This window comes from Streptomyces sp. NBC_01591 (assembly GCF_035918155.1).
Lineage (GTDB): Bacteria > Actinomycetota > Actinomycetes > Streptomycetales > Streptomycetaceae > Streptomyces.
Window position 1 is genome coordinate 1,473,531 of record NZ_CP109327.1, and the last position, 23,379, is coordinate 1,496,909.

Annotated in this window: 30 protein-coding genes and 1 pseudogene; 13 read left to right on the top strand and 18 right to left on the bottom strand. The window is 68.8% G+C overall.

Annotated elements, in window-relative coordinates; translation table 11 throughout:
* Window positions 1-82: 82 nt before the first annotated feature.
* The 4 genes from OG978_RS06990 (at window position 83) to OG978_RS07005 (ending at window position 1,991) form a co-directional block, all read left to right on the top strand.
* Window positions 83-400, top strand: a complete 318-nt coding sequence (locus OG978_RS06990; protein WP_326764355.1) for a PadR family transcriptional regulator — start codon at window positions 83-85, stop codon at window positions 398-400.
* Window positions 397-1,125, top strand: coding sequence for a hypothetical protein (locus tag OG978_RS06995; protein WP_326764356.1), 729 nt, complete (start codon window positions 397-399; stop codon window positions 1,123-1,125). The genes OG978_RS06990 and OG978_RS06995 overlap by 4 nt, the downstream gene beginning before the upstream one ends.
* Before the next feature lie 372 nt (window positions 1,126-1,497).
* On the top strand, window positions 1,498-1,764 hold the full coding sequence (locus tag OG978_RS07000; RefSeq protein ID WP_326764357.1) for a hypothetical protein: 267 nt from the start codon (window positions 1,498-1,500) through the stop codon (window positions 1,762-1,764).
* Window positions 1,765-1,769: 5 nt separating this feature from the next.
* Window positions 1,770-1,991, top strand: a complete 222-nt coding sequence (locus OG978_RS07005; RefSeq protein ID WP_326764358.1) for a hypothetical protein — start codon at window positions 1,770-1,772, stop codon at window positions 1,989-1,991.
* Window positions 1,992-2,059: 68 nt separating this feature from the next.
* Here the strand turns inward: OG978_RS07005 and OG978_RS07010 are convergent, their stop codons facing one another.
* Window positions 2,060-2,419: a hypothetical protein gene (locus OG978_RS07010; RefSeq protein ID WP_326764359.1), complete on the bottom strand. Its 360-nt coding sequence runs from the start codon at window positions 2,417-2,419 to the stop codon at window positions 2,060-2,062.
* A gap of 125 nt (window positions 2,420-2,544) precedes the next feature.
* Window positions 2,545-2,934: a hypothetical protein gene (locus tag OG978_RS07015; protein ID WP_326764360.1), complete on the bottom strand. Its 390-nt coding sequence runs from the start codon at window positions 2,932-2,934 to the stop codon at window positions 2,545-2,547.
* Between the two features lie 313 nt (window positions 2,935-3,247).
* Between OG978_RS07015 and OG978_RS07020 the strand changes: the two genes are divergently transcribed.
* Together OG978_RS07020 and OG978_RS07025 are read left to right on the top strand one after the other, a co-directional pair.
* Window positions 3,248-3,850 (top strand): hypothetical protein, encoded by a 603-nt coding sequence (locus OG978_RS07020; RefSeq protein WP_326764361.1) that lies wholly within the window; start codon window positions 3,248-3,250, stop codon window positions 3,848-3,850.
* 759 nt (window positions 3,851-4,609) lie between these two features.
* Window positions 4,610-4,738 (top strand): annotated as a pseudogene (locus tag OG978_RS07025) (undecaprenyl-diphosphatase); the annotation flags it as partial.
* Window positions 4,739-4,761: 23 nt separating this feature from the next.
* Here OG978_RS07025 and OG978_RS07030 read toward each other — a convergent pair.
* From OG978_RS07030 to OG978_RS07040, 3 genes are all read right to left on the bottom strand, one after another.
* Entirely contained in the window at window positions 4,762-5,016 is a 255-nt protein-coding gene (locus tag OG978_RS07030; protein ID WP_326764362.1) for a LapA family protein, read from the bottom strand.
* 129 nt (window positions 5,017-5,145) lie between these two features.
* Complete coding sequence (locus OG978_RS07035; protein WP_326764363.1) at window positions 5,146-5,415, bottom strand: hypothetical protein; 270 nt, start codon at window positions 5,413-5,415, stop codon at window positions 5,146-5,148.
* A 47-nt stretch (window positions 5,416-5,462) separates the two neighbouring features.
* Window positions 5,463-5,672: a hypothetical protein gene (locus OG978_RS07040; protein ID WP_326764364.1), complete on the bottom strand. Its 210-nt coding sequence runs from the start codon at window positions 5,670-5,672 to the stop codon at window positions 5,463-5,465.
* Between the two features lie 102 nt (window positions 5,673-5,774).
* Here OG978_RS07040 and OG978_RS07045 point away from each other — a divergent pair, with 102 nt between their 5' ends.
* The 3 genes from OG978_RS07045 to lnt all read left to right on the top strand — a co-directional run bounded on the left by OG978_RS07045 (window position 5,775) and on the right by lnt (window position 8,940).
* The gene (locus OG978_RS07045; protein ID WP_326764365.1) at window positions 5,775-6,638 is read left to right on the top strand and encodes a universal stress protein; all 864 of its coding nucleotides are present in this window, start codon (window positions 5,775-5,777) and stop codon (window positions 6,636-6,638) included.
* A 68-nt stretch (window positions 6,639-6,706) separates the two neighbouring features.
* Window positions 6,707-7,204 (top strand): nuclear transport factor 2 family protein, encoded by a 498-nt coding sequence (locus OG978_RS07050; protein WP_326764366.1) that lies wholly within the window; start codon window positions 6,707-6,709, stop codon window positions 7,202-7,204.
* Between the two features lie 101 nt (window positions 7,205-7,305).
* A complete protein-coding gene (lnt, locus tag OG978_RS07055; protein WP_442817664.1) occupies window positions 7,306-8,940 on the top strand; it encodes an apolipoprotein N-acyltransferase in 1,635 nt (544 codons plus the stop codon).
* 55 nt (window positions 8,941-8,995) lie between these two features.
* On the opposite strand, the gene OG978_RS07060 is transcribed toward lnt, so the two are convergent.
* The 3 genes from OG978_RS07060 to OG978_RS07070 form a co-directional block, all read right to left on the bottom strand.
* Window positions 8,996-9,343, bottom strand: coding sequence for a hypothetical protein (locus OG978_RS07060; RefSeq protein WP_326764367.1), 348 nt, complete (start codon window positions 9,341-9,343; stop codon window positions 8,996-8,998).
* A gap of 246 nt (window positions 9,344-9,589) precedes the next feature.
* Window positions 9,590-9,958, bottom strand: coding sequence for a VOC family protein (locus OG978_RS07065; protein WP_326764368.1), 369 nt, complete (start codon window positions 9,956-9,958; stop codon window positions 9,590-9,592).
* Between the two features lie 485 nt (window positions 9,959-10,443).
* Window positions 10,444-11,154 carry a hypothetical protein gene (locus OG978_RS07070; protein ID WP_326764369.1) on the bottom strand — a complete coding sequence of 237 codons (711 nt, stop codon included), beginning with the start codon at window positions 11,152-11,154 and terminating at the stop codon, window positions 10,444-10,446.
* A 400-nt stretch (window positions 11,155-11,554) separates the two neighbouring features.
* On the opposite strand from OG978_RS07070, the gene OG978_RS07075 reads away from it, so the two are divergent.
* Window positions 11,555-12,361 carry a hypothetical protein gene (locus OG978_RS07075; protein ID WP_326764370.1) on the top strand — a complete coding sequence of 269 codons (807 nt, stop codon included), beginning with the start codon at window positions 11,555-11,557 and terminating at the stop codon, window positions 12,359-12,361.
* A 10-nt stretch (window positions 12,362-12,371) separates the two neighbouring features.
* On the opposite strand, the gene OG978_RS07080 is transcribed toward OG978_RS07075, so the two are convergent.
* From OG978_RS07080 to OG978_RS07090, 3 genes are read right to left on the bottom strand one after another with little or no spacing between them, the layout of a single operon-like run.
* The gene (locus OG978_RS07080; RefSeq protein ID WP_326769958.1) at window positions 12,372-13,016 is read right to left on the bottom strand and encodes a response regulator transcription factor; all 645 of its coding nucleotides are present in this window, start codon (window positions 13,014-13,016) and stop codon (window positions 12,372-12,374) included.
* Window positions 13,017-13,069: 53 nt separating this feature from the next.
* Window positions 13,070-14,407 (bottom strand): sensor histidine kinase, encoded by a 1,338-nt coding sequence (locus OG978_RS07085; protein ID WP_326764371.1) that lies wholly within the window; start codon window positions 14,405-14,407, stop codon window positions 13,070-13,072.
* Window positions 14,400-14,765, bottom strand: a complete 366-nt coding sequence (locus OG978_RS07090; protein WP_326764372.1) for a hypothetical protein — start codon at window positions 14,763-14,765, stop codon at window positions 14,400-14,402. The genes OG978_RS07085 and OG978_RS07090 overlap by 8 nt, the downstream gene beginning before the upstream one ends.
* A 160-nt stretch (window positions 14,766-14,925) precedes the next feature.
* Between OG978_RS07090 and OG978_RS48255 the strand changes: the two genes are divergently transcribed.
* Window positions 14,926-15,198 carry a hypothetical protein gene (locus OG978_RS48255; protein ID WP_442817665.1) on the top strand — a complete coding sequence of 91 codons (273 nt, stop codon included), beginning with the start codon at window positions 14,926-14,928 and terminating at the stop codon, window positions 15,196-15,198.
* A gap of 15 nt (window positions 15,199-15,213) precedes the next feature.
* On the opposite strand, the gene OG978_RS07100 is transcribed toward OG978_RS48255, so the two are convergent.
* Both OG978_RS07100 and OG978_RS07105 read right to left on the bottom strand, forming a co-directional pair.
* Window positions 15,214-16,113 carry a Gfo/Idh/MocA family protein gene (locus OG978_RS07100; RefSeq protein WP_326764373.1) on the bottom strand — a complete coding sequence of 300 codons (900 nt, stop codon included), beginning with the start codon at window positions 16,111-16,113 and terminating at the stop codon, window positions 15,214-15,216.
* A 13-nt stretch (window positions 16,114-16,126) separates the two neighbouring features.
* The gene (locus OG978_RS07105) at window positions 16,127-17,347 is read right to left on the bottom strand and encodes an FAD-dependent monooxygenase (protein WP_326764374.1); all 1,221 of its coding nucleotides are present in this window, start codon (window positions 17,345-17,347) and stop codon (window positions 16,127-16,129) included.
* Window positions 17,348-17,511: 164 nt separating this feature from the next.
* Here OG978_RS07105 and OG978_RS07110 point away from each other — a divergent pair, with 164 nt between their 5' ends.
* Window positions 17,512-18,156 carry a TetR/AcrR family transcriptional regulator gene (locus OG978_RS07110; protein ID WP_326764375.1) on the top strand — a complete coding sequence of 215 codons (645 nt, stop codon included), beginning with the start codon at window positions 17,512-17,514 and terminating at the stop codon, window positions 18,154-18,156.
* Window positions 18,157-18,230: 74 nt separating this feature from the next.
* Window positions 18,231-18,683 (top strand): hypothetical protein, encoded by a 453-nt coding sequence (locus OG978_RS07115; protein ID WP_326764376.1) that lies wholly within the window; start codon window positions 18,231-18,233, stop codon window positions 18,681-18,683.
* Between the two features lie 51 nt (window positions 18,684-18,734).
* On the opposite strand, the gene OG978_RS07120 is transcribed toward OG978_RS07115, so the two are convergent.
* The 5 genes from OG978_RS07120 to fabG all read right to left on the bottom strand — a co-directional run bounded on the left by OG978_RS07120 (window position 18,735) and on the right by fabG (window position 23,366).
* The gene (locus OG978_RS07120; RefSeq protein ID WP_326764377.1) at window positions 18,735-19,220 is read right to left on the bottom strand and encodes a hypothetical protein; all 486 of its coding nucleotides are present in this window, start codon (window positions 19,218-19,220) and stop codon (window positions 18,735-18,737) included.
* A 137-nt stretch (window positions 19,221-19,357) separates the two neighbouring features.
* A complete protein-coding gene (locus OG978_RS07125) occupies window positions 19,358-20,041 on the bottom strand; it encodes a uracil-DNA glycosylase (RefSeq protein ID WP_326764378.1) in 684 nt (227 codons plus the stop codon).
* Window positions 20,042-20,129: 88 nt separating this feature from the next.
* Window positions 20,130-21,710 (bottom strand): ABC transporter substrate-binding protein, encoded by a 1,581-nt coding sequence (locus OG978_RS07130; protein ID WP_326764379.1) that lies wholly within the window; start codon window positions 21,708-21,710, stop codon window positions 20,130-20,132.
* Window positions 21,711-21,828: 118 nt separating this feature from the next.
* The gene (locus tag OG978_RS07135; RefSeq protein WP_326764380.1) at window positions 21,829-22,584 is read right to left on the bottom strand and encodes an SDR family oxidoreductase; all 756 of its coding nucleotides are present in this window, start codon (window positions 22,582-22,584) and stop codon (window positions 21,829-21,831) included.
* A 20-nt stretch (window positions 22,585-22,604) separates the two neighbouring features.
* Entirely contained in the window at window positions 22,605-23,366 is a 762-nt protein-coding gene (gene fabG, locus OG978_RS07140) for a 3-oxoacyl-ACP reductase FabG (protein WP_326764381.1), read from the bottom strand.
* Between the last annotated feature and the right edge of the window lie 13 nt (window positions 23,367-23,379).

The following is a 23,379-nucleotide window of genomic DNA, read 5'->3' on the forward strand; positions in this document are numbered from 1 at the left end:
GGGGCGCTTCGCGTTCACGCCCCAACGGCCACCCGTGTGTCGTACTCGACATATGGGTGGCCGGGGTGCTTCACTCATCTTCATGGCCTCAATACGCCTGACACGACCCACACTTGAAGTACTTCAAGTGCTGCTGTCTTCCACATCGGACAGCCCCGCATGGGGATTGAAGATCTGCGAGGAAGCAGCTCTCGGCTCCGGAACCGTCTACCCCATCCTTGAGCGCCTCACTGATGCGGGATGGGTGACGCGGACGGCAGAGACTGCGGAGCATCCCGGTCGGCCGAAGCGCTACTACTACGAACTCACGGCCGCCGGGCTGCGTGCGACACATGCGGCCCGACAGCGTAGACCCCGCTTGTTCGGCTTGGTGCCCACACATGACAGGGGGCAGGCATGAGCGAACGTTACGAACAGGAGCCCCAGGGGGCGAGCCTCACGGCCGTCATCACAGTGCTAACCCCGGTTCTAACCGGGACGGCGGCCATCCTCATGCTCGTCGTCGGACTCTTGCTGGAGATGGCCGGTGCAGCAAACAGTGTCGGTCAGTCACTAGTCACCGTGGGTTGGATCTTCGGGGCTATCACCGCAGCAGCTGTCCTACTGGCCGGAATCAGCTTGCTGGTGACGGCCCTGCGTAATGGCTCTGAACCGGCCGTCGATACGTCGCGGAGGGCTCCTCGGCGACCGGTGGCCAACGGAACAATGGGGATCGCCTCGTTTATCGCAGGCCCCAGCCGCAGCCACCTCCGGGAAGAGTGGGCGTCGGTTCTCGCCGGGGACCCGGACGACGGGCTGGTCCTCTCGTCGCGCCGCAGCACGCTCTACGCCCTCGGCTTCGTGTGGGCGGCATTGCGGCTTCGCGTCCGTGACCTGATGACGCCCTTGTGGCTGCCCGCGGACTGGATTCTGTCAACAGCTTCGCGATCTCAGAGTCTTATCGCCGCAGTGGTCGGTGCCCAGGCGATTTACATCGTCGGGCATGGGGGAATTTCTGCTCTGGTCACGGAGATCTGGGAACCGTGCGGCATCCTCGGAGGTGGCCTGTACGTACTGATGCGATGGCTTCGGCGTATCCGTGGAATCGAACTCGCTTCCGCTCACAGCGACTCCCCTCCTGAGTAACCGCACGATTGGCAGCGCCCGCGACCACCGGTCGGGGGCGCTTCTTCATGCCGCGACCGGCCATTCGGTGCGCGGGAGGTCCCTTAGCTCCAGGCGCCCGTACTGCCCGCATGCAGGGCATCGGTAGCTGGCGATATCGAGCAAGGTTCGCCGTATCTTGACCGCCCGTCGCCGGGTTGCTCTCGGCATGGGCTCTTATCCCCCGGTGACGGGCACGTACCCGTCCGACCCGCGGCTTCCGCTGCATTCCTTTTCAGCTTGCGGCTCGGGGCACACGGCGGTGGTGCGCGTTGGTGTTCACTCCCCAGGTGCGGGTGACGGCCTTCTGGGTGACGGTGGAGGGAGCACTGACCTCACTCCCCTGGGAGAGTCATGATCGTCAAGATGCTGCATGAGAAGGGCCTGAAGTCCGAGCACGCCTACTGCGTCGGCTTCCTCACGATCGGCTTGTCCGTCGCCTCGTGGTTCGGGTCGATGACGGTCGAGCGCCTTGGGGTGGCTCGTGCGGATCACTGGGGCATTTACGTGGGTGAGTGGGCGCCAACGTTCTTCGCCCTCGGCCTGGCCCTCGCAAACTACGAGCACCCCGACGTCGATGTTGACCTCGAGGCGGAGTCGCTGCACCCCGTCACTGACTGACACCCATGTCCGGCTATCTGCCTGTGGTCGTGTACCCGCCTGATGAGTCGGGTGGGCGCCGGGTGCGTGTGGATGGGGCGATCCTCGGGATGGCACACAGTCTGCGGGACGTGACCGAGTTCCTGCGCCGGGCTGGGATGGATGACATCAGCGAGGAGGATGTGGCTCTGTCCGGGATGATCGACTGGCGTGGTGGTGGGCCAGAACTGTGGCCGGCCCCGTGGTGAGCGAGCCTTCGGCGGCGGCTTCGCCGTGTCCCGCCGCCCCCTCGCTGGGTTGTCCTGGGCATGGACTCCTATCCCCCTTGAAATGCATCGAGTGATGGCACGCCGGCATGCCAAAGGAGCCAGGGGATCGCGATGGCGCCAAGGGTTGCTCCGAGGATGAAGCCCAAACGCGCCGCTTCTTCGCGGACCGCGGATGCTGTTACGGCCATCGCGATGCCGATCGGAACGCCCGCCAGAGCGGCGAAGAAGAGAGTTCCGCAGAGACCGAGGATGTATCCGAACCAGGCGCCGGACATTTCGCCGTTGAGCGTTGTCTGCGCGGTCGCTGCCGCGAAGGCTCCGTTGCAGAGAATCCACCAGGCCACGATCGCGATGGCCACCAAGCCGATCGCGGTAACTTTCAGAAGGCCTGTTAGCTTGCGGCTCACTGCGGGTTCCCTCCCCTGTGGCGGTCTCCCATGTGTGCCCAGCCGCGGCGGGTGGAACACCCCCGTCCGCCCTGTCCCGCCCGCGGCCCTTGGCCAACCGAGCAGGACCGCGGTCGGCCGCTTCGTCATGCCGCGATCCGTCGGTCGGCCAGCGGCAGGTCCATCAACTCGCTGTGCCCGTACTGCTCCCCGCATCCGGGGCACCGGACGCCTGGTGTGTCGAGGGTGACGCGGAGGACAGCGCCGCAGGGGCAGCCGACGGGCACGGTTCGCGGCCTCCGCTCGCCGGTGACCTGCTGCTCGCACTGCCGCGCGAGTTGGCTGATCTCGCGTGCGCACTCGTCGATGGCGGGGTGACTGGCCGCGGCCCAGGACAGGTTGACCCGCAGCGCCTGAACGACTTCGTCGAGCTGCTGCTGCATGTCGCCGTTCCAGCGAGGGTGGCCCCAGCCGAGCCGGTCGTGCCAGTCGATCAGCCATGTCTGCAGGATGGTGACGACGCCGCCGCGGGCCATGAGGCTGAGCGGAACCAGCCGGAAAGGGAGCGGTGCCGACCGGCTGCCGGACAGGGAGCGGTGCCGACCGGCTGCCGGACACTGCGGGTCCGCCGCCACCGCCGGCGAAGAGTGGGTGTGCGCCCTGACTCCAGCCGTGGCCACTGACGGGCATGTTCGTGAGCTTGTCCGGCGGTTCATGGCGAGGCAGGGCAGAGACTGCCGAGCATGTCGCGGCTGCATCGTCGGCACGGCACAGTAGAGCAGTCACGCGGAGTCAGGCGGCAGGGGTGCCCGCCGACTTCCGCACCACCTTCAGGTGAAAGGGGCTGCCATGCCATGGCCTGAGAAGCGCGGCAACAAGTGGCGCGTGCGCTGGGACTCCGGGCGAGTGCACCCTGAGACTGGGAAGAAGATCTACGACAGTCAGTCAGGGTTCAACACCGATCAAGAGGCATACGACTACGGCCTCGACCGCGAATCAGATGTCCGCAACGACCGGTACACCAGCCGGCGTGACGGCGCGGTCCTGATGAAGGACTACGTCAAGGACTGGCTCGACGGCATCGACGTCGGACATCTCCGCGAGAAGGCCTGCCGGTCCATGGCGAGGCTGTACATCGTTCCCCGGTGGGGAGAGACCGCAGTCGGCGACATCAAGCCTTCGGCCTACCGCGGTTGGAAGAAAGAGCTCCTCGCCCGGCCTAACGTCGGTGCCGACTACGGGCGGGAGATCCTGGGCCTGTTCGCGATGATGATGGACGACGCGGTCGAGGATGAGCTTCGCAAGGCTTCCCCCGTCTCCCACAAGCGTCGCCGCGGTAAGTACACGAAGAAGGTCAAAGAGAAGAAGCGGTACATGGACATCGCTGATGTCCACCAGCTTGCGACCAACGCCTCGATCTCTGGGGATTCCCCGGCTACGTCTTCATACTGACCATGGCCTGCACCGGGATGCGCCCAGCCGAGCTGTATGCGCTGCGCCGCGAGTACACCCATCCTGCCTGGCCCGCCTCCGACCCTGATGATGAGCGCCGCGAGGAATCCATCGAGCGCTACCTGGGCGACAAGCGCATGCCGGCGATCCGCGTCCAGCACCAGCACCAGTGGAAGGCCAGTGTGCTCACGCTGCTGCCACCCAAGTACGACAGCCACCGGACGCTGGTGCTCCCCCCATTCCTGGCCGAGCTGCTGGAGATGCTGCTCGACAGCCACGACAGCGAGTGGGTGTTTCCATCAATCAATGGCGGCCCTCTAGCGAAGGCGAACTTCACCTACCACTACTGGCGGAAGATCGCTGACGGCCAGGAGGCGTCGATGCCGCGCGCAAAAGGCGGCGGGCGGGGCGGCACCTGGCGGCCGCTTCCCGGCTGGCCAGCGGTGAAGGCATACGCAGGGAAGCGGCTCTACCTGCTCCGTCACGGCCACAAGGAGTGGATCGACGAGGACGGACACAGCCGTGTCGCCGTGGAGTCCCGCATGGGCCATGAAATCGCTGGCGTCGAGGGCACGTACAGCAACGTCACGCCGACGATGGAGCGCGCCATCATGGATTCACTGCAGGCGCGGTGGCAGGGATTCGTGCCGACCTTGAGGGAGGACTGGTTGCCCAGTTCTCCCAAGCCTCTCCCAGTTGATCTTCTAGATTGGATGACGATGCAGGTCAGCGCCGCGCTGGCCCCGAAACCACCAAGTGTTCATGAAGTTCATCACGACCAAGAGCTTCATGCCGTTCGTCATCTACCGCGTACTGCTCGGCGTGCTGCTGTTCGTGCTGGTGGCCGCGGGTGTGCTGAGCCCGCACGCGGGTGAGTCCGCAGGCTAGGTTTCGCAGGCCCGGCCGCCGGGTCAGCGCCTCGCTCGGCGGCGGAAGAGGTATCCGCCCAGGACCATCCCTGCGAACAGCGTCACGGCGAGTACCGCCCAGAGCGGCAGGGTGACGGTGGGGATCCACAGCCGGATGGCGACCGACCCGGTGTTCACGGCGATGAACCAGATCGCGAGCCCCGCCAGCACCACCACCCCGATGGTGCGGATGCGTACGTTCCGGCCCTTGACGGTCAGGGTCGGCGGGGCATGCGGGCGGGACGTCTTCTGTGCCATGCGTCCAGTATCGGACGGTTCAGGGGATTGGTCCTGATGGGCCTTGCTCGTCGTGCGCCGGGGCGCGAAGTCGTCGACAATGCCCGGCAGCACCCGTACGTCCCCGGGGGTGTGACCTGCTCCGACGGGTCAGGGTGTGTCGCCCCGCCAGTCCCAGCGGCCGGGGTCGCCGTCCCGCGGCCCGTACTCCGCTCTGCCTCCCGGGCCGAACCGCCCGATCTCCGTGTTCAGTGCCGCCCCCTCGCGCAGCGCCCTGTCCGTCCAGCCGGTCACGTCGAGAAGCAGGCCGTCGAGCGGGCCGCCCACCAACTCCCGGTAGGTGTGACCCGGCCGGGGCCCCGGGTCGGGATCGTCATGGTCGGCGCCGTACACGCGCCGCTGCCGCATCAGCTCGTCCATGGGGGCAGGATCGCACCCGGCACTGACAATCGCAGGGGCGGAAAGCCTCACGGACCGCACCGGCGCGCCAGGTGCCGCGCCTCGATGCCCGCGACCGCTTCCGTGTTGTCGGCGAACCGCGCCGCCTCCGGCGTCAACAACACCGTCCGCCAGGTCGGTTCGGTGGTCGGCGCGGCAGCCGTCGGCGTGCTGCTCCAGGGCAGGCCGGCCGCCGAACTGGCCGGGGACGTGTCACAGCCCGACGCGGGTGGCCCCATGCGTCCCGGATCTTCCGGGCAGATAGGGTCGAAAGTCCCTGCCGCGCGCTGTCCGCGCGTACCAGCCTGGGACATGCACCGCCGGAACCCTGGAGGGAAACCATGACCAGCACCGACCGACCCGTGATCGCCGCGGTCGACGGCTCGTCGCACAGCCGCGAGGCACTCGACTGGGCCGCCCACGAAGCCGCACGGCGAGGACTCGGACTGACGATCGTGCACGCCCGCACACCCGACCGGCGCGTCGACCAGGACACGCTGCGGCGCGACGCGGAGGAGTTGCTCGCCCGGTCCGTCCGAAGAGTCTCCGAGATCGCTCCGCAGTTGCACCCGTCGACGCTGACACCGCTGGACTTCCCTTCGGCGGCGCTCACCTCGCTCAGCCACAACGCCTCGCTGGTGGTCGTCGGCTCGCGCGGTCTGGGCGGCTTCCGGTCCCTGATGCTCGGCTCCAACAGCCTGGCCACCGCGTCGATGGCCGCGTGCCCCGTCGTCGTGGTCCACAGTGGGCCGTCGGACGAGGACGCGGCAGAGGCGGCGGGAACACATCCCGACCTCGTCGCGGGGGTGGCCGCCGACGAGAGCAGCGAGGCGGTTCTCGAGTTCGCCTTCGAAACCGCCGCCTCCCGGCCCGGTGCGCGGCTGCGGATCGTGCACGGCTGGACGATGTTCTCCTCGATGCTCTCCGGCGGCCCCGTCTTCGACCGGGACGCGGCGGCGGACTCCGCCGAACGTACCCTCGCGGAACTGACCGCCGGCTGGCGGGAGAAGTACCCGCAGGTCGAAGTCGTCAGGGAACCGGTCGGCGGCTCCGCCTCACGCACCCTGGTCACGGCATCGGCCACCGCGGCGCTGACCGTGATCGGGCGGCGCCGGGGCGGCGAGTCCCTCGGGCTCGGGCTCTCCCCCGTCGCACAGACCACGCTCACCCACGCGCTCGGCCCGGTAGCCGTGGTGCCCTGCTGAGGACAGCGTCACCCCGCCGTGCGTGCACGCCTCTTGGCCTCGCACGCCGGCGGGCAGACACTGACCCGATGACGCAGCGCGTGGATCTCGCGACCGTGATGGACCGACTGTCCGTCGATGCAGTGATCACCGGCTATGCGATGGCGGTGGACGACGGTGAATGGGCGGATTACCGCGCCCTGTTCACCGCGGACGGCCGTGCCGACTACCGCGGCGCCGGTGGTGTCGAAGGACCGGCGCGGGAGGTCGCCGAGTGGCTGGCGGAGACCATGCGGCTCTTCCCCGTGCGTCAGCATCTGATCGTCAACCGTCGGCTCGATCTCCAGGACCTCGGCGGCTACCCGGGCGACCGCGCCGAGGTGCGGGCCGACTATCTGAACCCGATGCGGCTGGAGAGCACCGCGACCGGTGGCAACGCCTCGGAGGCACGGGCCACCGCGCCGAACTTCGTCTCCGGCGGGCGGTACGCGTTCACGCTGTCGCGTACGGACAGCGGCTGGCGGATCCGTACCGTGACCGTCCACGAGAAATGGCGCGGCGCAGGAGACCTATTCCCGCCGGACTGATCCCGGCCCTCCGGTGCTTCCGCTTCCCCGCACCGGGGAAGAACTGCGGAACGGGGAAGCAGGGGTGAGACTGCTGATCAGGCAGGACGAGGAGGCGCGGCATGCGGATTCCGGCCGGTCGGAGCGAGCAGTGGCAACGGATGCTGCGGTCCGGCCGGTGGCGCGGCTGCCTCGCGCTGCTCACGGGTGCACTGCCCGCACTCGCGTTTCCCGCCCCATCCCTGTGGTGGCTCGCCGGAGTCGGCCTGGTTCCGTGGCTGCTGCTCATCCGGTCCGCCGACACGAAGCGCCGGGCGGCGCTGGACGGCTGGCTCGGCGGCACCGGCTACATGCTCGCGGTGCATCACTGGCTGATGCCGAGCCTCCATGTCTTCATCGTGGTCCTGGCCGCCCTGCTCGGTCTGTTGTGGGCTCCGTGGGGGCTGCTGGTCCATCGGATGCTGGGCGGGCCGGTGTCCGCCGCAGCCGTCGCCCCCGCGGTCGTCGTGGTGCCCTGTGGCTGGCTGGTGATCGAACTGGTCCGTTCCTGGGAGGCGCTCGGCGGTCCCTGGGGGCTGCTCGGCGCGAGCCAGTGGCAGGTGGCTCCCGCGCTCCGCGTGGCATCGGTGGGCGGGGTGTGGCTGGTCAGCCTCGTGGTGGTGGCGGTGAACACCGCTGTCGCCCTGCTGTTCGTGACCGCGGCCGCCCGCGCGGTGGCCGCGGTGGGCATCGTGGTGTGCGGTCTGGCCGTGGGGTCGATGGCGAAGTGGGCGCCGCAGCCCGAGGAGTCGGGCGTGGCCAGGATCGCCGTCGTGCAGCCGGGTGTGTTCACGGGGGTTCACAGCGCCGAGCGCCGGCTCGCCCTCAGTGAGCGGCTGACCGGTTCGCTGGCCGGGCGCGATCTCGATCTGGTGGTGTGGGGCGAGAGCAGTGTGAGTGTGGATCTCGCCCTGCGTCCGGACATCACCGCCCGGATCGCCGCCCTCTCGCGCCGGGTGGGCGCGGATGTGCTGGTCAATGTGGACGCCCGGCAGACCGACCGGTCGGGCCGGACGGGGATCTTCAAGTCGGCGGTGCTGGTGGGTCCGGACGGGCTGACCGGGGACCGCTACGACAAGATGCGGCTGGTGCCGTTCGGCGAGTACATCCCGGCCCGGTCGGTGCTCGGCTGGGCCACGTCCTTGGGCCGGGCGGCGGGTGAAGACCGGTTGCGGGGCACCCGACAGGTGACGATGTCGCTGCCCGGGGCCGACGGCGGGAACGGTCTGCGTATCGGGCCGCTGGTCTGCTTCGAGTCCGCGTTCCCCGACATGAGCCGTCGGCTCACCCGGGACGGTGCGCAGCTGCTCATCGCCCAGTCGTCCACCTCCTCGTTCCAGCACGGCTGGGCACCCGGGCAGCATGCCTCGCTCGGGGCGCTGCGGGCCGCCGAGAACGGCCGCCCGGTGGTGCATGCGACGCTCACCGGCGTCAGTACGGTGTACGGCCCGCGGGGCGAGCGGGTCGGTGCTCCGCTCGGTACGGACACGAGCGGGGCCGCCGTGTTCGACGTACCGCTGGCGACGGGCACCACGCTCTATGTGCGGCTCGGCGACTGGCCGGTACAGGGAGCAGCGGGGGTGCTGGCCCTGTTCTGCGCCTTCGAGGCGGTCCGATCGCTCATGAGGCGTGACCGGGGCGGGCCGGCCGGGGTGACGGGTGAAGCGGGTGTGACGGCAGCCGCGGTCGCCGAACCGGTCGCCCGCTCGGGGCCATGAGCCGGGAACGGACAGCCCTGCCGATGACAGCCCTGCCGATGGGTGCGGGCCCGGCCTACCGGGGGCCGTTCACCGAGACGATGTTTCCCTTGGCGTCGACGGTGAGCGAGACCCGCTCGACCTTGTTGGTCACGGCCAGCACCAGCCATACGGCGCCCCAGAGAAAGCAGGTGAACACCATCAGGATGGCGTGCAGCACGTGGTTCAACGGGTTTCCCCGGACCATGACGACCTGTGTCCCGGAGCGGGATTCCACCCGCCAGCCGCTCGCGATCCGCTGGTTGACCGCCCAGTCGAGGATCAGACCGCGCTGCATTTCGTCGGGGGGTCGCCCGTCGGCCGAGTAGTAACCCGGCGGCGGCTGGAGTGCGCCCCAACCCTTTGGCTCGTCGTGAGGTCTCACGAGGTCACCTCCACGGGCCGGTGGTCCATCACCCCAGCCTGCATCGGGGCGGGGTTCGACGCATCCGGAGGCTCACCGGCGGCCGGGCCCGGCCGCCGACCCCCTAGCTAGCGCGGGTGGCCTGAGCTTCATGGCGGCGCCGGACGCGGGCCGCCTCGACTCGTGGACGACACTGAGATCACAATCAACCGACAATTGATCTCTACCGCAGGTAGCCCACGGTCAGCACATGCCCCCGGAACAGCGTCACCGGGCCGGGATCGGTTGAGTGAGGTTCACCGGGTTGCCGTCGGGGTCCTGGATGTGGGCGACGCGCTGTCCCCATGGCATGTCGTTGGGGCCGCTGCGGACCGAGCCGCCCAGCGCCGCCACCCGGCCGAGCGTCTCGTCGACGTCGTCGACACCGATGCTGAGCAGGATCCGCGACGCCGCCCCAGTCCCCGGGTTCGGCTTGGCCACCAACCCGAGGTCGGTGTCGCCGATGCGCAAGCCGAGGTAGAAGGCCGGGCCTTCCGCCGGTACCCGGAAGATCTCCTCAGCGCCGAACAATTTCGTATAGAAGCCGAGCAGAACGTCCTGGTCGGCAGTCACGATCACTGGCTGGATGGTGGACATGGCACTCCTGTCGAGAACGGTCGTGTCGCTGGGTAGACCGTTCGAGGACGGTGAACTCATCGGCAAAACCACCCGCCGGACGATCTACAACACAGACTGCCGCCCACGACCAGCACGAGCACCCCGAAACGAGGTCACGCCACCCCGCTGACCAGCCACTTCAAGATGGCGGAGCTTCACTGAAGAGCAAGGCGGCTGAGTCAGCTGTCCCATCCGTCAGCACGATTCCGTGAAAGCCATGTCAGTTGAGAACACTGAGGGCCAGCGTTCGCAATCAACGTGGCACCCCACCAGGTCAACGGCTCACCATCTGACAGATGCACTGCGACAGGACAGTCCTGTCGCAGTGCAGCAGGCAGTTTCCCACTCAGCCTCATCAGTTTTGTCGGATTCTCACCATTTTGCACCCAGTGGAATGAACACTCTTCGGGCGATCTTGACTGCTGGCAGCGCCGCCCACCTGATCTTCGTTCGGTCCCGCGAGGCTACTGCTGATGGGCGGCTGGTCGCGCGAGAGTGAGTCCGCTCCACCGCTCCAGTTCGTCCGCGTGGCTGCCGACCGCTGTCGCCCGGGCGACCGCTGCGGCTTCCTTCGGTGTCGGCCCACCAAGGCGGGAGAGCAGCGCCAGCGGCCAGGCCGGAGTACCCGACTGCTCACCGTCGAAGGGGTGCCAGTCCCAGGCCGCATCGAACCGCCAGGCGCGCCCGTTCCGGTCGGCGACCTCATCACCCGGTTCGAGGAAGGCGTACGGACGGAAGAGCAGCTCGACGCGTATCGGTTCACCGCCGGCCGGATCGATCGTGTAGCCCTGGTCGTCAAGGTCAGGGTCATGGGTCTCACCCTGCCGCAGGGCCTCGACGTAGGACGCGGGCCGCGGCAGCATGCCGGTGACCAGGGGTGGATCGAAGCGGTGGACCGCCTGGACATGCACCACGGTCGCGGGGATTCCCACCAGGCAGGTATCGCCCGGCTTCAGCGCACTCTCTGCCGGTTCCGTCCGGAAGATCTCCCACTCGCGGGCCGCGGGCGTTGGAAGCGCCCTCCGGCCGTTCCACCTGATGTTCTCGGCCTGCGGGTCCACCTCCAACCACGGCCACCACACGGAGACGTAGTAAGGGGTGACCCCGGTGACGACGGTCTCAGTGAACGGGCACTCCAGCAACAGCACGTCACCGGGCCGATAGTCGTGACTCATGGACACATTCTGCATGCCCTCGCTGACAAGCGACCGAACGAGTATCCGGCGTTCCGGGGAGGCGGCCCGTAGCGCGCCCCCTTCCGCGAGAGCCAACTCGTCCGGGAACAGCGCCCGGCGTCATTCTCAAACCGCTTGGCAACCTCACAGGTCAGCGCCCCACCGCTCTCAAGCGACGTGGCAACCCGGCAGGTCAGCAGCTCGCTGTCTGTCAGATGCACTGCGACAGGACAGGCGGATCACGGCCGGGGTGTGGCAGGCCACACCCCAAGTGGATGGCAGACCTCAGTGACCGGGCGAGCGCCGGTGCGACATGGTCATCCGCATGACAACAACGGCACAACCCACCAGCAGGCACGAACAATCCCGATCCGCAGGTATCCCTGGTCGCGCATTCGCTGTGCTCGTCGCTCTTGCCGTGGCCCTGGTCCCGGCTTTCATCTTCGCCCCCGGCCCATTGGCGGCGAGCATGTCCGGTGGCGGCTTCGGCGATCAGCGAATCCTCAGCGACAGCCTCTCCGAGTCGTTCGTCGACTACTGGAGTTCCGGCGACCGGGACTTTTCCCCGGACTTGGAGAGGGTTGTTGATTACTGGCTCCATTACCACGTGGTCAAGGCCGTGATCGCTGCGACCCTGCTGGCCGTGCTGACAACGCTCGGTGTTCTGCTCTGGAGAGCTTTTCTGCGGGCCGGCGAGTTCGCGGCGGGAGGCAGGACCGCTCTCGCGTCGGCCGGGGTTGTCGTCACGGCGCTCGCGCTGTTCTCGTTGGCGGCGGTCATGGCCAACATCCAGGGAGCGATAGCGCCTTTCTCCTCGCTGCTGTCGATGCTACCGATGTACGCGGCCCATGGAGAACTCGCCGATACGCTCGATCAGGTCAGGCAGCGACTGGCTGACTACCCGAATTCCGGTGACCGAACTCCGCCTGCCATCGAGGTGATGGTCAGCGACTTTTCCCGATACCACGCGGTGATGGCCGTGGCCGCCACGATGGTGGCGGCCGTCCTTGTCGGCATGAGTGTGGTGTCGTGGAAGAGGTTTGCGAGAACAGGGGCGTCCGACAGGCGAACGAGGCGCGTGTTCAGGTCGTTCGGTCTTCTCTCGGCCTTGTTGTCGTCGGCCGTCATCGTTGTTGCTGGGGCGAACCTGACCACCACAGCCGACCCGGCGCCAGCGCTCCTGGCCTTCTTCAAAGGCGGATGGTGATGGGCCGCCATCAGGCGTTGAGATAGGCGAGGACAGCGAGCACCCGGCGGTGCTGGGCGTCGTCGGGCGGTAGGCCGAGCTTCGCGAAGACGTTGCCGATGTGCTTTTCCACCGCGCTGTTGGAGAGCACCAGCCGCCGGGCAATGGCTGTGTTGGAATGGCCCTCGGCCATCAGTGCCAGCAGTTGCCGTTCACGCGCGGTCAGTGCGCCCAGCGGGTCGTCCCGGCGCCGTCCGGCCAGCAACTGGGCGACGACTTGAGGGTCGAGCACCGTCGCGCCACGGGCGACGCGGTCCAGGGCGTCCAGGAACTCCTCGACCTTGGCGACCCGGTCCTTCAGCAGATAGCCGACAGCGCCGGAACCGTCCGCGAGCAGGTCGGCGGCGTAGGAGACCTCCACGTACTGGCTGAGCACCAGTATGGGGGCGCCTGGCAGTTGTCCGCGGGCGGTGATCGCCGCGCGCAGACCATCGTCGGTATGGGTCGGCGGCATCCGCACATCGACGACCGACACGTCCGGGTGGTGTGCGAGCACCGCCTCGACCAGGGCAGGGCCGTCACCGACCGCCGCCACCACCTCGTGACCGTCCTCGGCGAGCAGGCGGACCAGGCCCTCGCGCAGCAGCACCGCGTCATCGGCGACGACGATCCGCAGCGGATCTCGGGCCGTAGGGTCCGACGGTGCTCCAGGCACTGTTTCGTCCGAGGTCAGCGACATGGCAGCTCCGCGGTGACCGTCGTCGGGCCGTCCTCGGGACTGTTGACTCGCAGTCGGCCGCCGACCGCATGCACCCGGTCGGCCAACCCCTGCAGTCCGTGTCCCTTGGCCAAGGCCGCGCCGCCCACGCCGTCGTCCGTCACCCAGACCCGCAGGATTCCCTCAGTGTGACGCATTCCGACCGTGCACCGGCGGGCGTGGCTGTGCTTGGCCACGTTTGTCAGCGCCTCGGCGACCACAAAGTACGCGGCCGTCTCGACGGCGGCTTCCAGCCGACGGCCTATGGGACCGGCGTCGAGCTCAGCGGGTACGACGCAGCGCGCGGCCAGAGAGGACAGCGCCTCCCGTAGTCCTCGGTCGGCGAGGATCGGCGGGGCGATGCCTCGTGACAGGGCCCGTAGCTCGTCCAGCGCCTCCTGGGCCTGGAGGACCGCATCGGCGAGTGCGGCCCGGACGAGTTCCGGCCTGCTGTCGAAATGATGCTGCGCGCGTCCCAGTTCCATCGTCAGACGGACCAACTGCTGTTGGGGCCCGTCGTGGATGTCGCGTTCGAGCCGACGCAGGGCAGCCGCCTCAGCCGTCACCACTGCGACGGCCTGCGCGCGGGCGGTGTCGCGCTCCTGCTCCAGTCCACTGATCCGACGGTGCAACGCGGACATGTTGGACAGCAGCGCCTGCCCGAGACCGGCCTGGGCCGCGACGCATACCCGGGTCACCAGCGGCAGGGTGAACAGCAGCAGCGCGGCGACTGTGATCGCGAAGGCGAGCCGCTCGGCCGGCGACGTCAGCCCCAGACTCAGGGCGATGTGGGACCGGTCGCTGCCCGCGTACAGGGTCATCGGCCGCAGCGACCCGGGCGTGACCTGGCTGCGCAGGGGGTACGTGGCGGTCGCGACTCCCACGAACCACCACAGCACCGTCACCACCGAGGTGACCAGTACGACGGGAAGCACCGTCACCGCGTGCGCCAGGTCGAGCCACAGCCCCGGGTCGGCCGCGTCGGCCGTCTCCTTCGACCTCGGCCGCTGGCCTGCGCCCGGTGCCCCGCCGACTCGGGAACGCACCCTGCTGATCCGCCACCACTCCAGATCGCCGGGCCATCGCGCCAGCGCCAGGGCCCGGGCTGCGACGGGCGACCCGCTCGGCATCAACGAACCGACTGTTCCGACGCACAGGCCGCCGGCCACCAGCAGCGGACCGACAGCGGCGCTCAACGGCGCGGTAAGGAGATACAGCGATTCCACGAGCGTGCGACGCCCGACGCGAACGGTGAACTTGACACTCGGCCGCCACCGACCCGCGACCACGGAAGGCAACGACTCAACCATTCCCCCAGCATAATGTCGCCCCGACCCAAGCTTTCCCGACGCCCGCCGACTTCAGCCGCGAGGACCTGCGGTGATCCACCAGCCACGCGACTCTCTCTTGCAGCACGTCTTGGTCAAGCTCCAGCTCCTCCGCCTCGGCGGCGAAGTCCAAGACCACCGGGGCATCGCCCTTCAGCCTGGTAACAAGCCTGAGCACCAGCTGCAACACCGTGCCGGCCTCTTCGGATCGGCGGCGCTTCGCCGCCTTCGAGTCCGTGGACAGTTCCTCGAACTGGTATTGAAAGTCAGCCGCCAGCAGCGCTGGCCCATGGCACACAACCGCATCGCACGTGCAGGACTGCCCTTCTTCAGAACCCATGCCCGTTCCACTCCTCGAAGTTCGTCCACCACCTACGCAACTCATCCTCCGCGTAACAAGTCACGCCTGACACGGGACACGGGAGTCCCCGCAGTCGTGAACAATCGCTGTCGTGAGTCTCGATAAAGCCATCCGATCCGGTAGCACTAGGTAAACCGGCTTGTTCTGGAGGACCAGAGCAACCGACGGCTGGCTGCTCACCGTCATTGACGAGACCCGTGCGGGCAGGCCCGGTACTGACGACGGTGAGCGCACCCATGCAGGTTCGGTCTGGGCGATGGGTTCGATGAACGCCGCCTCCTCGGATCGGCGATGCCGCGGCCAGGAGCAGCTGAAACAGTCCCGGGCCGTGGCAACGCGATACGACAGGCGCGGCTACGTATACCTCGGCACCGTCACCGCCGCAGCCCTCATCATCTGGCTCCGCACATGATCGACCGGACAGGCTCTAGGCGCAGCCCAGGTCGCGCAGGATGTGTTCGCACAGCTCGTGCGTCCGCAGGGCGTCCTGGGCGCTCAGCACTGTTCCGGCGCGCACCGCGTCCAGGAACGACAGCACGCTCTGCTCGATGCCGCGCTGACGGGCCACCGGCACCCAGTCGCCGCGCCGCCGTACGCTCGGCTGCCCCTTGTGATCGATCACCTCGGCGAGGTTGACGACCTCGCGCTTGGAGTCCCGGCCGGAGACCTCCAGCCGTTCCTCGGTCGAGCCGCTCAGCCGGTTCATCGTGCCGATGGCGGTGAATCCGTCACCGGAGAGCTCCAGTACGACATGGTGCATCAGGCCCTCGCGGATCCTGGCCCGGACGACGGTGTGCTCGACCGGGCCCGGCGCCAGGAAGCGGAGGGTGTCGACGACATGGATGAAGTCGTCGAACACCATGGTGCGCGGATCCTCCGGCATCCCCACCCGGTTCTTCTGCATGAGGATCAGCTCGCGCGGGTGCTCGGCGCACTGCGCGTAGCCGGGCGCGACCCTGCGGTTGAAGCCGACGGCGAGGCTCGTTCCGCGCTCCTCGGCGAGGCTCACCAGCCGCTGGGAATCGGCTAGTTCATAGGCCAGCGGCTTGTCGACGTAGGTGGCGACGCCGGCCTCCAGCAGCCGGGCCGTGATCTCCGGATGCACGGCGGTCGGGGCGTGGACGAACGCGGCGTCCAGCCCCTGGGCGATCAGCGACTCGAGGTCGGTGTGGCACTGCCCGGCCGGAATCCGATGGGCCTCGGCAACCGCGGCCAGAGTGGCGGGCGTACGGGTCTGCAGGTGCAGTTCGACCCCGGGCAGGGTGGTCAGAACCGGCAGATACGCCTTCTGCGCGATGTCGCCGAGCCCGATGCAGCCGACCTTCACAGGGGTCTCCCTCTCACTGTTCGGTGCCCGCCGGCGCGGTGTTCACCTCGCGAGGGGCAGCATACGTGTGCTGCGGCGGCTGCCAGTCGGCTATCCCGTCGAAGGTACGGAGGACGAGGGTGGGCCCGAACCGTGAGACGGCGGACAGCAGCGCGTCGCGCATCGCGACGGCGGGAGCGCTGGTCAGGCGCATCAGACGCGAAGTCCGTGCGGCCTTGCGGACGATGGCCGAGGTGCGGGGCAACCGGTCGGCGGTGTACGCCGCCGCCCCGGCGCCGAGGTCACCGCCCGGCGTCAGATGGTGGGCGAGCACGATCGCGTCCTCGACGGCCTGGTTGCCGCCCTGGCCGAGGCTCGGCGCCATCGCGTGCGCCGCGTCGCCGACGAGGACGGTGCGGCCCCGGTGGAAGGACGGCAGGGGATCGATCAGCTGGTGGACGTCGTTGCGGAGCACCTGACCGGGATCGGCGGCGGCGATGATCGCCGGGATCGGGTCGTGCCAGCTGCCGAACCGGCGCATCATCTCCGCCTTCTCGCCGTCGGCGGCGTGGGCCCCGGCCGGGGCGACGGCGGCCCCGTAGGCGTAGATCCGGCCGTCCTTGAGCGGCTGGGTGCCCCAGAGGGCGCCGCGCCCCCAGGTCTCGTGCGGGGCGAAGGGCCGCTCCGGCGCGGGGACGACGATGCGCCAGGTGGTGAATCCGGCGTACGAGGGTCCGGGGTGGTCCGGGAAGAGTGCGCGTCGTACGGCCGAGTTGATGCCGTCGGCGCCGATGACGAGGTCGGCCTCGATGTTCCCGCCCGCCGTCCCGACCACGGCAGGCGCCCCGGCCGCCGTCCCCGGGTCCAGCAGCTCCGCGGCGGTACCTGTCCGGACGGTGCCGTCGGGCAGCCGGGCCACCAGGCGGTCGACGAGGACGGCCCGGTGCAGCAGGACCATCGGGCCGCCGAACCGCTCGGCCGCGGCGGCGCTGTCCGTACGGGAGAGCCAGCGGCCGCTGGGGGCACGCATGCCGCCCTCGCCCTGCCAGGCGGCGAGAGACCTGATCTCGTCGCCCATGCCGATGACGTCCAGGGCGCGCTGGGAGTTTGGGGCGAGGGCAATGCCGGCCCCGACCGGTTCCAGGGAGGCCGCGCGCTCCAGAACGGTGACCCGCCAGCCGCGGCGGTACAGGGCCACCGCCGCGGTGAGGCCGCCGATTCCGCTGCCGATGACGACGGCATGGGGCTTTTCCATGACTCCTCCACGAATCCTCGAAACCACGAAACGGCGGAACCACGGAACTGCGGAACCACGGAACTGCGGAACCACGGAACCGCGGAACCACGGAACCGCTGAACTACACCCGTAGTGACAGGTTCACCGTACTACGGGTGTAGTTTCGAAGGTAGGTTGCCCCCATGACCACACGCACCGCCGGCACCTCCCGGGCCGACCTCATCGCCGATGCCGCCCTCGCGCTCCTCGCCGAACGCGGGATGCGCGGGCTGACCCACCGCGCGGTGGACGAGCGCGCCGGACTCCCCCAGGGCTCGACGTCCAACTACGCGCGGACCCGGCAGTCCCTGCTGGAGGCAGCGGTGCGACGGCTGGCGGAACGTGAGGCGCGGGTGCTCGCCCCTGGTGAACTCCCGGTTCCGGGCTCCACCCTGGAGAACGGCCCGGAGAACGGCCCTGCCGCCAGGGCGGAGGCGCTGGTGGCCGGTCTCGCGGTGGCGCTGCACCGCTACCTCACCCGCCACCTCGAACTGCTCGTCTGCCGCTACGAGTTGGCCCTGGAGGCGACCCGCCGCCCGGAACTGCGGGAGTTCTTCGACGCGACGGGCCGCCAGTTCCGCGAACCGCTGATGGCGCTGATGACGGCCGCCGGGTCGGCCGAGCCCGAGCGGCATGCCCTGTCCCTGGCGGCCTGGTGCGAGGGACTGATGTTCTCGTGCGCCGCGGGGTCGTACAGCCGCTCCGTGCCGAGCGAGGAGGAGCTCCGCACCGGCTTCGCCGAACTGCTGAGCGGGATGCTGGGACCGCAGTGGACGGGGCCGCGCTGACCGGCGTCACTCTTGCGGGCCAATCCCGGCTTCCCGGCCCCCCGGAGCCGGGTCCGCACAGCAGAGTTGATCAGGTGCAACGAACCAGAATCACCGTGAGCCTGCTGGTGGGCGTGGCCGTCACGACGCTGTCCGGCTGCGTGTCCGTCCAGTCGCGACCCGACGTTCCGCCGCGACCCCGTGCCAGCGGGCCCACCCAGGACCTGGCACCGCAGATCGTGCTGCCCCCCGTCCACGACACCCTGGAAGCCGTACCGGCCCCCGAGCCGTCAGCGTCCGCTTCCCGCCCCGCGAACGGCGCACCGCCGGACACCCGCCGCGCCGCGCCCCGCGCACCCCTGCGGCAGCGGCACCAGGCCGCCACGCGCCCCCGCCCGCACCGTGCCCCAGCCGCAGCGACCGCACCCGTCCCGGCCCCGCCTGCCAAGGTCGCCGGGACGGACGTCTGCGCACTGGGGCGGGGCTACGGGCGCTGGCCCGCAGGCAGCCCGCAGTCCCGGATCTGCGACGACACCTACGGCCACTGAGCCCGGACGGACGGAACGAGCGGTGGCCCGTCGGCCATGGACGGGCCACCCTCACAGCTCGTGCAGCCGCAGCTCCAGCCTCGCGATCGCCGCGCGCACCCCTCCCCCGTACCCGTCGTCCGCCCCGTCGTCCGCGAGCACGCCGGAAGCGGCGCGCGCCCGGTCCAGATGGATCCGCGCCGCGTCAGGACGCCGGAGCTTCACATAGTCCGCCGCGAGATTGAGATGCAGCGAGGGATAGAACGCCCGCACCGCCGGCGCATCGGGGTGTTGCGCCGTGCGCTCGTCGCCCAGCCCGTCGGCCGCGGTCAACGCCCGCAGGTCCCAAGCCAGTTCATCGCCGGGGTCGTCCTGGGTGTCGGCCATGTAGTGGGCGAGGGTGCACCGGTGCAGGGCGTCACCGTCCTCGCCGATCTCCGACCAGAGCTCACCGAAACGATTACGGGCCTCCTCCCGGTCGCCGCCGTGCAGCAGCATGATCGCCTGGCCGATCCTGGTCATGACGGCGTCCTTCGACGCCTCCCGCTGCTCCGTCACTGCGACCTCCCTGCGCGCCCGTCCCCCCGTTCCCGTTCGACGCTAGCCGCAGCCGCGGCCAATCCCGCTGAGGCTCGGGCGGGCGTCCCCGGCCGGTCCGCCGGACGCCCGCCGCCGGCCGGGGCCGGAACCTCCGATCAGCCCAGGTCGGGGATGCGCCAGTCGATGGCCTCGTGGCCCTGGGCGGCCACCGCCGCGTTGATCTGCCGGAACGGGCTGGAGCCGAAAAACTTCTTGGCCGACAGCGGCGAAGGGTGCGCACCCTTCACCACCACATGGCGCTCCTCGTCGATCAGCGGAAGCTTCTTCTGGGCGTAGTTGCCCCAGAGCACGAAGACCGCCGGGTCGGGCCGCGACGCGACCGCGCGGATCACGGCGTCGGTGAACTTCTCCCAGCCCTTGCCCTTGTGCGAGTTGGCCTCGCCCGCGCGCACCGTCAGCACGGCGTTGAGCAGGAGTACGCCCTGCTCGGCCCACGGCATCAGGTACCCGTTGTCGGGGACCGGCAGGCCGAGCTCCTCCTTCATCTCCTTGTAGATGTTCCGCAGGGACGGCGGCGTCTTCACACCCGGCCGCACGGAGAAGCACAGCCCGTGTCCCTGGCCCTCCCCGTGGTACGGGTCCTGGCCGAGGACAAGGACCTTCACCTGGTCGTAGGGCGTGGCCTCCAGGGCGGCGAACACCTGGTCGCGCGGCGGATAGACCGGCCCCTTGGCCCGCTCCTCCTCGACGAACTCGGTGAGCTCCTTGAAGTACGGCTTCTGCAGCTCTTCGCCGAGGACGCCGCGCCAGGACTCGGGCAGCAGGTCGGTGTCGGTCACTTCAACAACCTCCGGTAAGCAATCAGCTTTTCATCCGAGAACCTACCGGGGACCACTGACAACGCGCCCTGCCGGCCCCGTCCGGGGCCTACCAGCTGGCCTTGCGGTACAGCTCCCACAGCTGCATGACCGTCTGCGGGTCCAGGGCGCGCTCGCCGCCACCGATGTCCTCGCCCGAGGCGACGTACAGCTTGCCCTGCCACAGCGGCAGCATCCGCACGTCGTCGACCAGGATCCGCTGGGCCCGTTCGAACTGCTTGCTGACCGCGCCCCGGTCGCTCTCCTTGCGGGTCTGCGGCAGCAGCTCCTTGGTGATCTCGTTCTTCATGTACGGCATCCCCGTGACGCTTTCCTTGCCGAGGAACGGGGCGATGAAGTTGTCCGGGTCCGGGAAGTCCGGGAACCAGCCGCGGCCGAAGACGGGGTACTGGCCCTTGGTGAAGCCTTCCTGGAACGTCTTCCAGGGCTTGCTCTTCAGCGTGATCCTGAACAGCCCGGAGCTCTCCAGCTGCCGCTTCAGCTCGTCGAACTCGGGGGCGGTGGACGAGCCGTACCGGTCGGTCGTGAACCAGAGCGTCAGGTCCACGGGCTTGGTGATGCCCGCCTTGGCCAGGATCTGCTTCGCCTTGTCCTTGTCCGGATCGCCGTACGCGTCGAAGAAGCTGGTGGTGTGTCCGGCGATGCCCTTGGGGACCATCGAGTACAGCGGCTCGGCCGTGCCCTGGTAGACCTTGGCCACCAGCGCGTCACGGTCGACGAGCTGGGCGATGGCCCGCCGTACGGCCACGTTCCCCGCTGCGGGGTCCTTCGGGTTGAAGACCAGGAAGCGAATGTCCGCGCCGACCGTCTCGACGATCTGCAAGTTGCTTGCCTTGTCCTTGTTCTCCTCCAGGCTGACGACGTCCTCGGCGGTCAGACCTCGGTAGATCGCGTCGATCTCGTTCTTCCGCAACGCCGCGACCACCGGGGCGGAACCCTTGAAGTACCGAATGGTCACCGCGTCGTTCTTGCGGTCGGCGTACCCCTTGTAGTCCGGGTTCTTCACCAGTTCGGCGCGCTTACCCGGCTTGTACGAATCCAGTAGGTACGGGCCGGAACCGGTGATCTTTCCGTCGTTGCGGAGCTTGTGCTCGGAATAGGCGCCGGGCGCCACCAGCGACATCGCGGGCGTGGTGAGAATGAAGGGGAACGTGGCGTCCGGCTTGGTGAGGTGGAAGACGACAATGTCGTCCCCCTTGGTCTCGACCCGGTCGAGCGAGCCGAGCATGCCGACCGGGCCGCCCTTGACCTTGAGCTCCCTGATCCGGTCTATGGAGAACTTCACTGCCTCGGCGTCGAGCTTGTCCCCATTGGAGAATTTCAGGCCCTCGCGGAGCTTGCACCGGTAGGAGGTGCTGGTGGTGTCGGTGAACTTGCACCATTCCGCAGCATCGGGCTCGGGGCTCGTGCTGCCGGAGGGGTAGCTCATCAGGGTCTGGAAGACATTTCGCATCAGCTCCCAGGAGTTGTCCCACGCCGCCGCCGGATCGAGGGTGGAGGGCTCACTGGTCGTACCGACGACTATTTTCTGCTCGACTTCCGAGCCGCTGTCGGAAAGAAGTCCGCAGCCTGCAAGCAGAGAAAGGGAAGCAAGGGCTGCAGCGGCCTGCAGACTGGCCCGGTAGAACACGTGAACGCTCCTCGATCAGCCATGGGTCGGCAGACCATACCGCAGTGCCCCGTCGGGTCAATCCGCAGGCCCGACAGGGCACTTGAGTCAATCAGGGCCAAATCCGCTCAGGCTGTTCTCAGCCCACGCCCGCATTCAGGAAAATTCCACCGTCGACCACCAGGGTCTGACCCGTGATCCAGTCGGACTGGCTGGACGTGAGGAACGCGGCGGCACCGCCGATGTCCTCGGGGACCCCCAGCCGACCGAGCGGATAGGCGGCCGCGGCCTCCTCCTCACGGCCCTCGTACAGCGCCTGGGCGAACTTGGTCTTCACGACCGCGGGGGCGATCGTGTTGACCCGGACGACCGGCGCGAACTCGTGCGCCAGCTGAATGGTCAGATTGACCATGGCCGCCTTGCTGATGCCGTACGCGCCGATGAAGGGCGAGGCGGAGAGTCCGGCGACCGAGGCGATGTTGACGATCGCCCCGCCGTTCTCCTTCTGCCAGGCCTTCCAGGTCTGCTGCGCGAAGCCGAGCGCCGAGATCACATTCGTCTCAAAAACCTTGCGGGCGACATTGAGGTCGAGCTCCGCGATCGGCCCGAAGACCGGATTGGTACCGGCGTTGTTGACCAGGAAGTCGACCCGGCCGAACGCCTCCATGGTGCGCTCGACGGCCACCACCCGGTGCGCCTCGTCGTGCGCCTTGCCCGCCACGCCGATCGCCCGGTCGGCGCCCAGCCGCTCGACGGCCTCCTTGAGGGCGTCCTCGCCGCGTCCGGTGATGCACACCCGGTCGCCGCGGGCCACCAGCGCCTCGGCGATGCCGTAGCCGATGCCCCGGCTCCCGCCCGTGATGAGCGCGACCTTTCCACTGTCCTGCACAGTCATGATGTCCGCAGCCCTTCGGGTCAGTTGAGCGGTCCGCCGGCGACGTACATGACCTGGCCGGAGACGAAGCCCGCCTCGTCACCCGTGAAGAAGGCGATGGCGTTGGCGATGTCCTCGGGGCGGCCGACGCGCTGCACCGGGATCTGGGTGGCGGCCGCGGCCTGGAACTCCTCGAAGCCCATGCCGACGCGGGCCGCCGTCTGCGCGGTCATCTCGGTGACGATGAAGCCGGGGGCGACGGCGTTGGCCGTGATGCCGAACTTGCCGAGCTCCTTGGCGAGGGTCTTGGTGAAGCCCTGCAGACCGGCCTTGACTGCGGAGTAGTTGGCCTGGCCGCGGTTGCCCAGCGCCGAGGAGGAGGAGAGCGAGACGATACGGCCGAACTTGGCGTCCACCATGTGCTTCTGAACGGCCTTGGCCATCAGGAACGCGCCCTTGAGGTGCACGTTCATCACGGTGTCCCAGTCGGACTCGCTCATCTTGAAGAGCAGGTTGTCGCGGAGCACGCCCGCGTTGTTGACGAGGATCGTCGGGGCGCCGAGCCCGGCGGCGACCCGCGCGACCGCGGCTTCCACCTGGGCGCTGTCCGACACGTCGCAGCCGACCGCGAGCGCGGTGCCTCCGGCGGCGGTGATCTTCTCGACGGTGTCCTTGCAGGCCGCCTCGTCGAGGTCGAGTACGGCGACGGCGCGGCCCTCGGCCGCCAGGCGTACCGCGGTGGCGGCGCCAATGCCCCGTGCCGCTCCGGTCACGACGGCGACGCGCTGCTCGGTGGTGGACATGCTTGGTTCTCCT

Coding starts and splice junctions, on each gene's coding strand:
- OG978_RS06990 (WP_326764355.1), top strand. CDS start 83: ATGGCCTCAATACGCCTGACACGACCCACACTTGAAGTACTTCAAGTG.
- OG978_RS06995 (WP_326764356.1), top strand. CDS start 397: ATGAGCGAACGTTACGAACAGGAGCCCCAGGGGGCGAGCCTCACGGCC.
- OG978_RS07000 (WP_326764357.1), top strand. CDS start 1,498: ATGATCGTCAAGATGCTGCATGAGAAGGGCCTGAAGTCCGAGCACGCC.
- OG978_RS07005 (WP_326764358.1), top strand. CDS start 1,770: ATGTCCGGCTATCTGCCTGTGGTCGTGTACCCGCCTGATGAGTCGGGT.
- OG978_RS07015 (WP_326764360.1), bottom strand. CDS start 2,934: ATGGCCCGCGGCGGCGTCGTCACCATCCTGCAGACATGGCTGATCGAC.
- OG978_RS07020 (WP_326764361.1), top strand. CDS start 3,248: ATGCCATGGCCTGAGAAGCGCGGCAACAAGTGGCGCGTGCGCTGGGAC.
- OG978_RS07030 (WP_326764362.1), bottom strand. CDS start 5,016: ATGGCACAGAAGACGTCCCGCCCGCATGCCCCGCCGACCCTGACCGTC.
- OG978_RS07035 (WP_326764363.1), bottom strand. CDS start 5,415: ATGGACGAGCTGATGCGGCAGCGGCGCGTGTACGGCGCCGACCATGAC.
- OG978_RS07040 (WP_326764364.1), bottom strand. CDS start 5,672: ATGGGGCCACCCGCGTCGGGCTGTGACACGTCCCCGGCCAGTTCGGCG.
- OG978_RS07045 (WP_326764365.1), top strand. CDS start 5,775: ATGACCAGCACCGACCGACCCGTGATCGCCGCGGTCGACGGCTCGTCG.
- OG978_RS07050 (WP_326764366.1), top strand. CDS start 6,707: ATGACGCAGCGCGTGGATCTCGCGACCGTGATGGACCGACTGTCCGTC.
- lnt (WP_442817664.1), top strand. CDS start 7,306: ATGCGGATTCCGGCCGGTCGGAGCGAGCAGTGGCAACGGATGCTGCGG.
- OG978_RS07065 (WP_326764368.1), bottom strand. CDS start 9,958: ATGTCCACCATCCAGCCAGTGATCGTGACTGCCGACCAGGACGTTCTG.
- OG978_RS07070 (WP_326764369.1), bottom strand. CDS start 11,154: ATGAGTCACGACTATCGGCCCGGTGACGTGCTGTTGCTGGAGTGCCCG.
- OG978_RS07085 (WP_326764371.1), bottom strand. CDS start 14,407: ATGGTTGAGTCGTTGCCTTCCGTGGTCGCGGGTCGGTGGCGGCCGAGT.
- OG978_RS07090 (WP_326764372.1), bottom strand. CDS start 14,765: ATGGGTTCTGAAGAAGGGCAGTCCTGCACGTGCGATGCGGTTGTGTGC.
- OG978_RS07105 (WP_326764374.1), bottom strand. CDS start 17,347: ATGGAAAAGCCCCATGCCGTCGTCATCGGCAGCGGAATCGGCGGCCTC.
- OG978_RS07110 (WP_326764375.1), top strand. CDS start 17,512: ATGACCACACGCACCGCCGGCACCTCCCGGGCCGACCTCATCGCCGAT.
- OG978_RS07135 (WP_326764380.1), bottom strand. CDS start 22,584: ATGACTGTGCAGGACAGTGGAAAGGTCGCGCTCATCACGGGCGGGAGC.
- fabG (WP_326764381.1), bottom strand. CDS start 23,366: ATGTCCACCACCGAGCAGCGCGTCGCCGTCGTGACCGGAGCGGCACGG.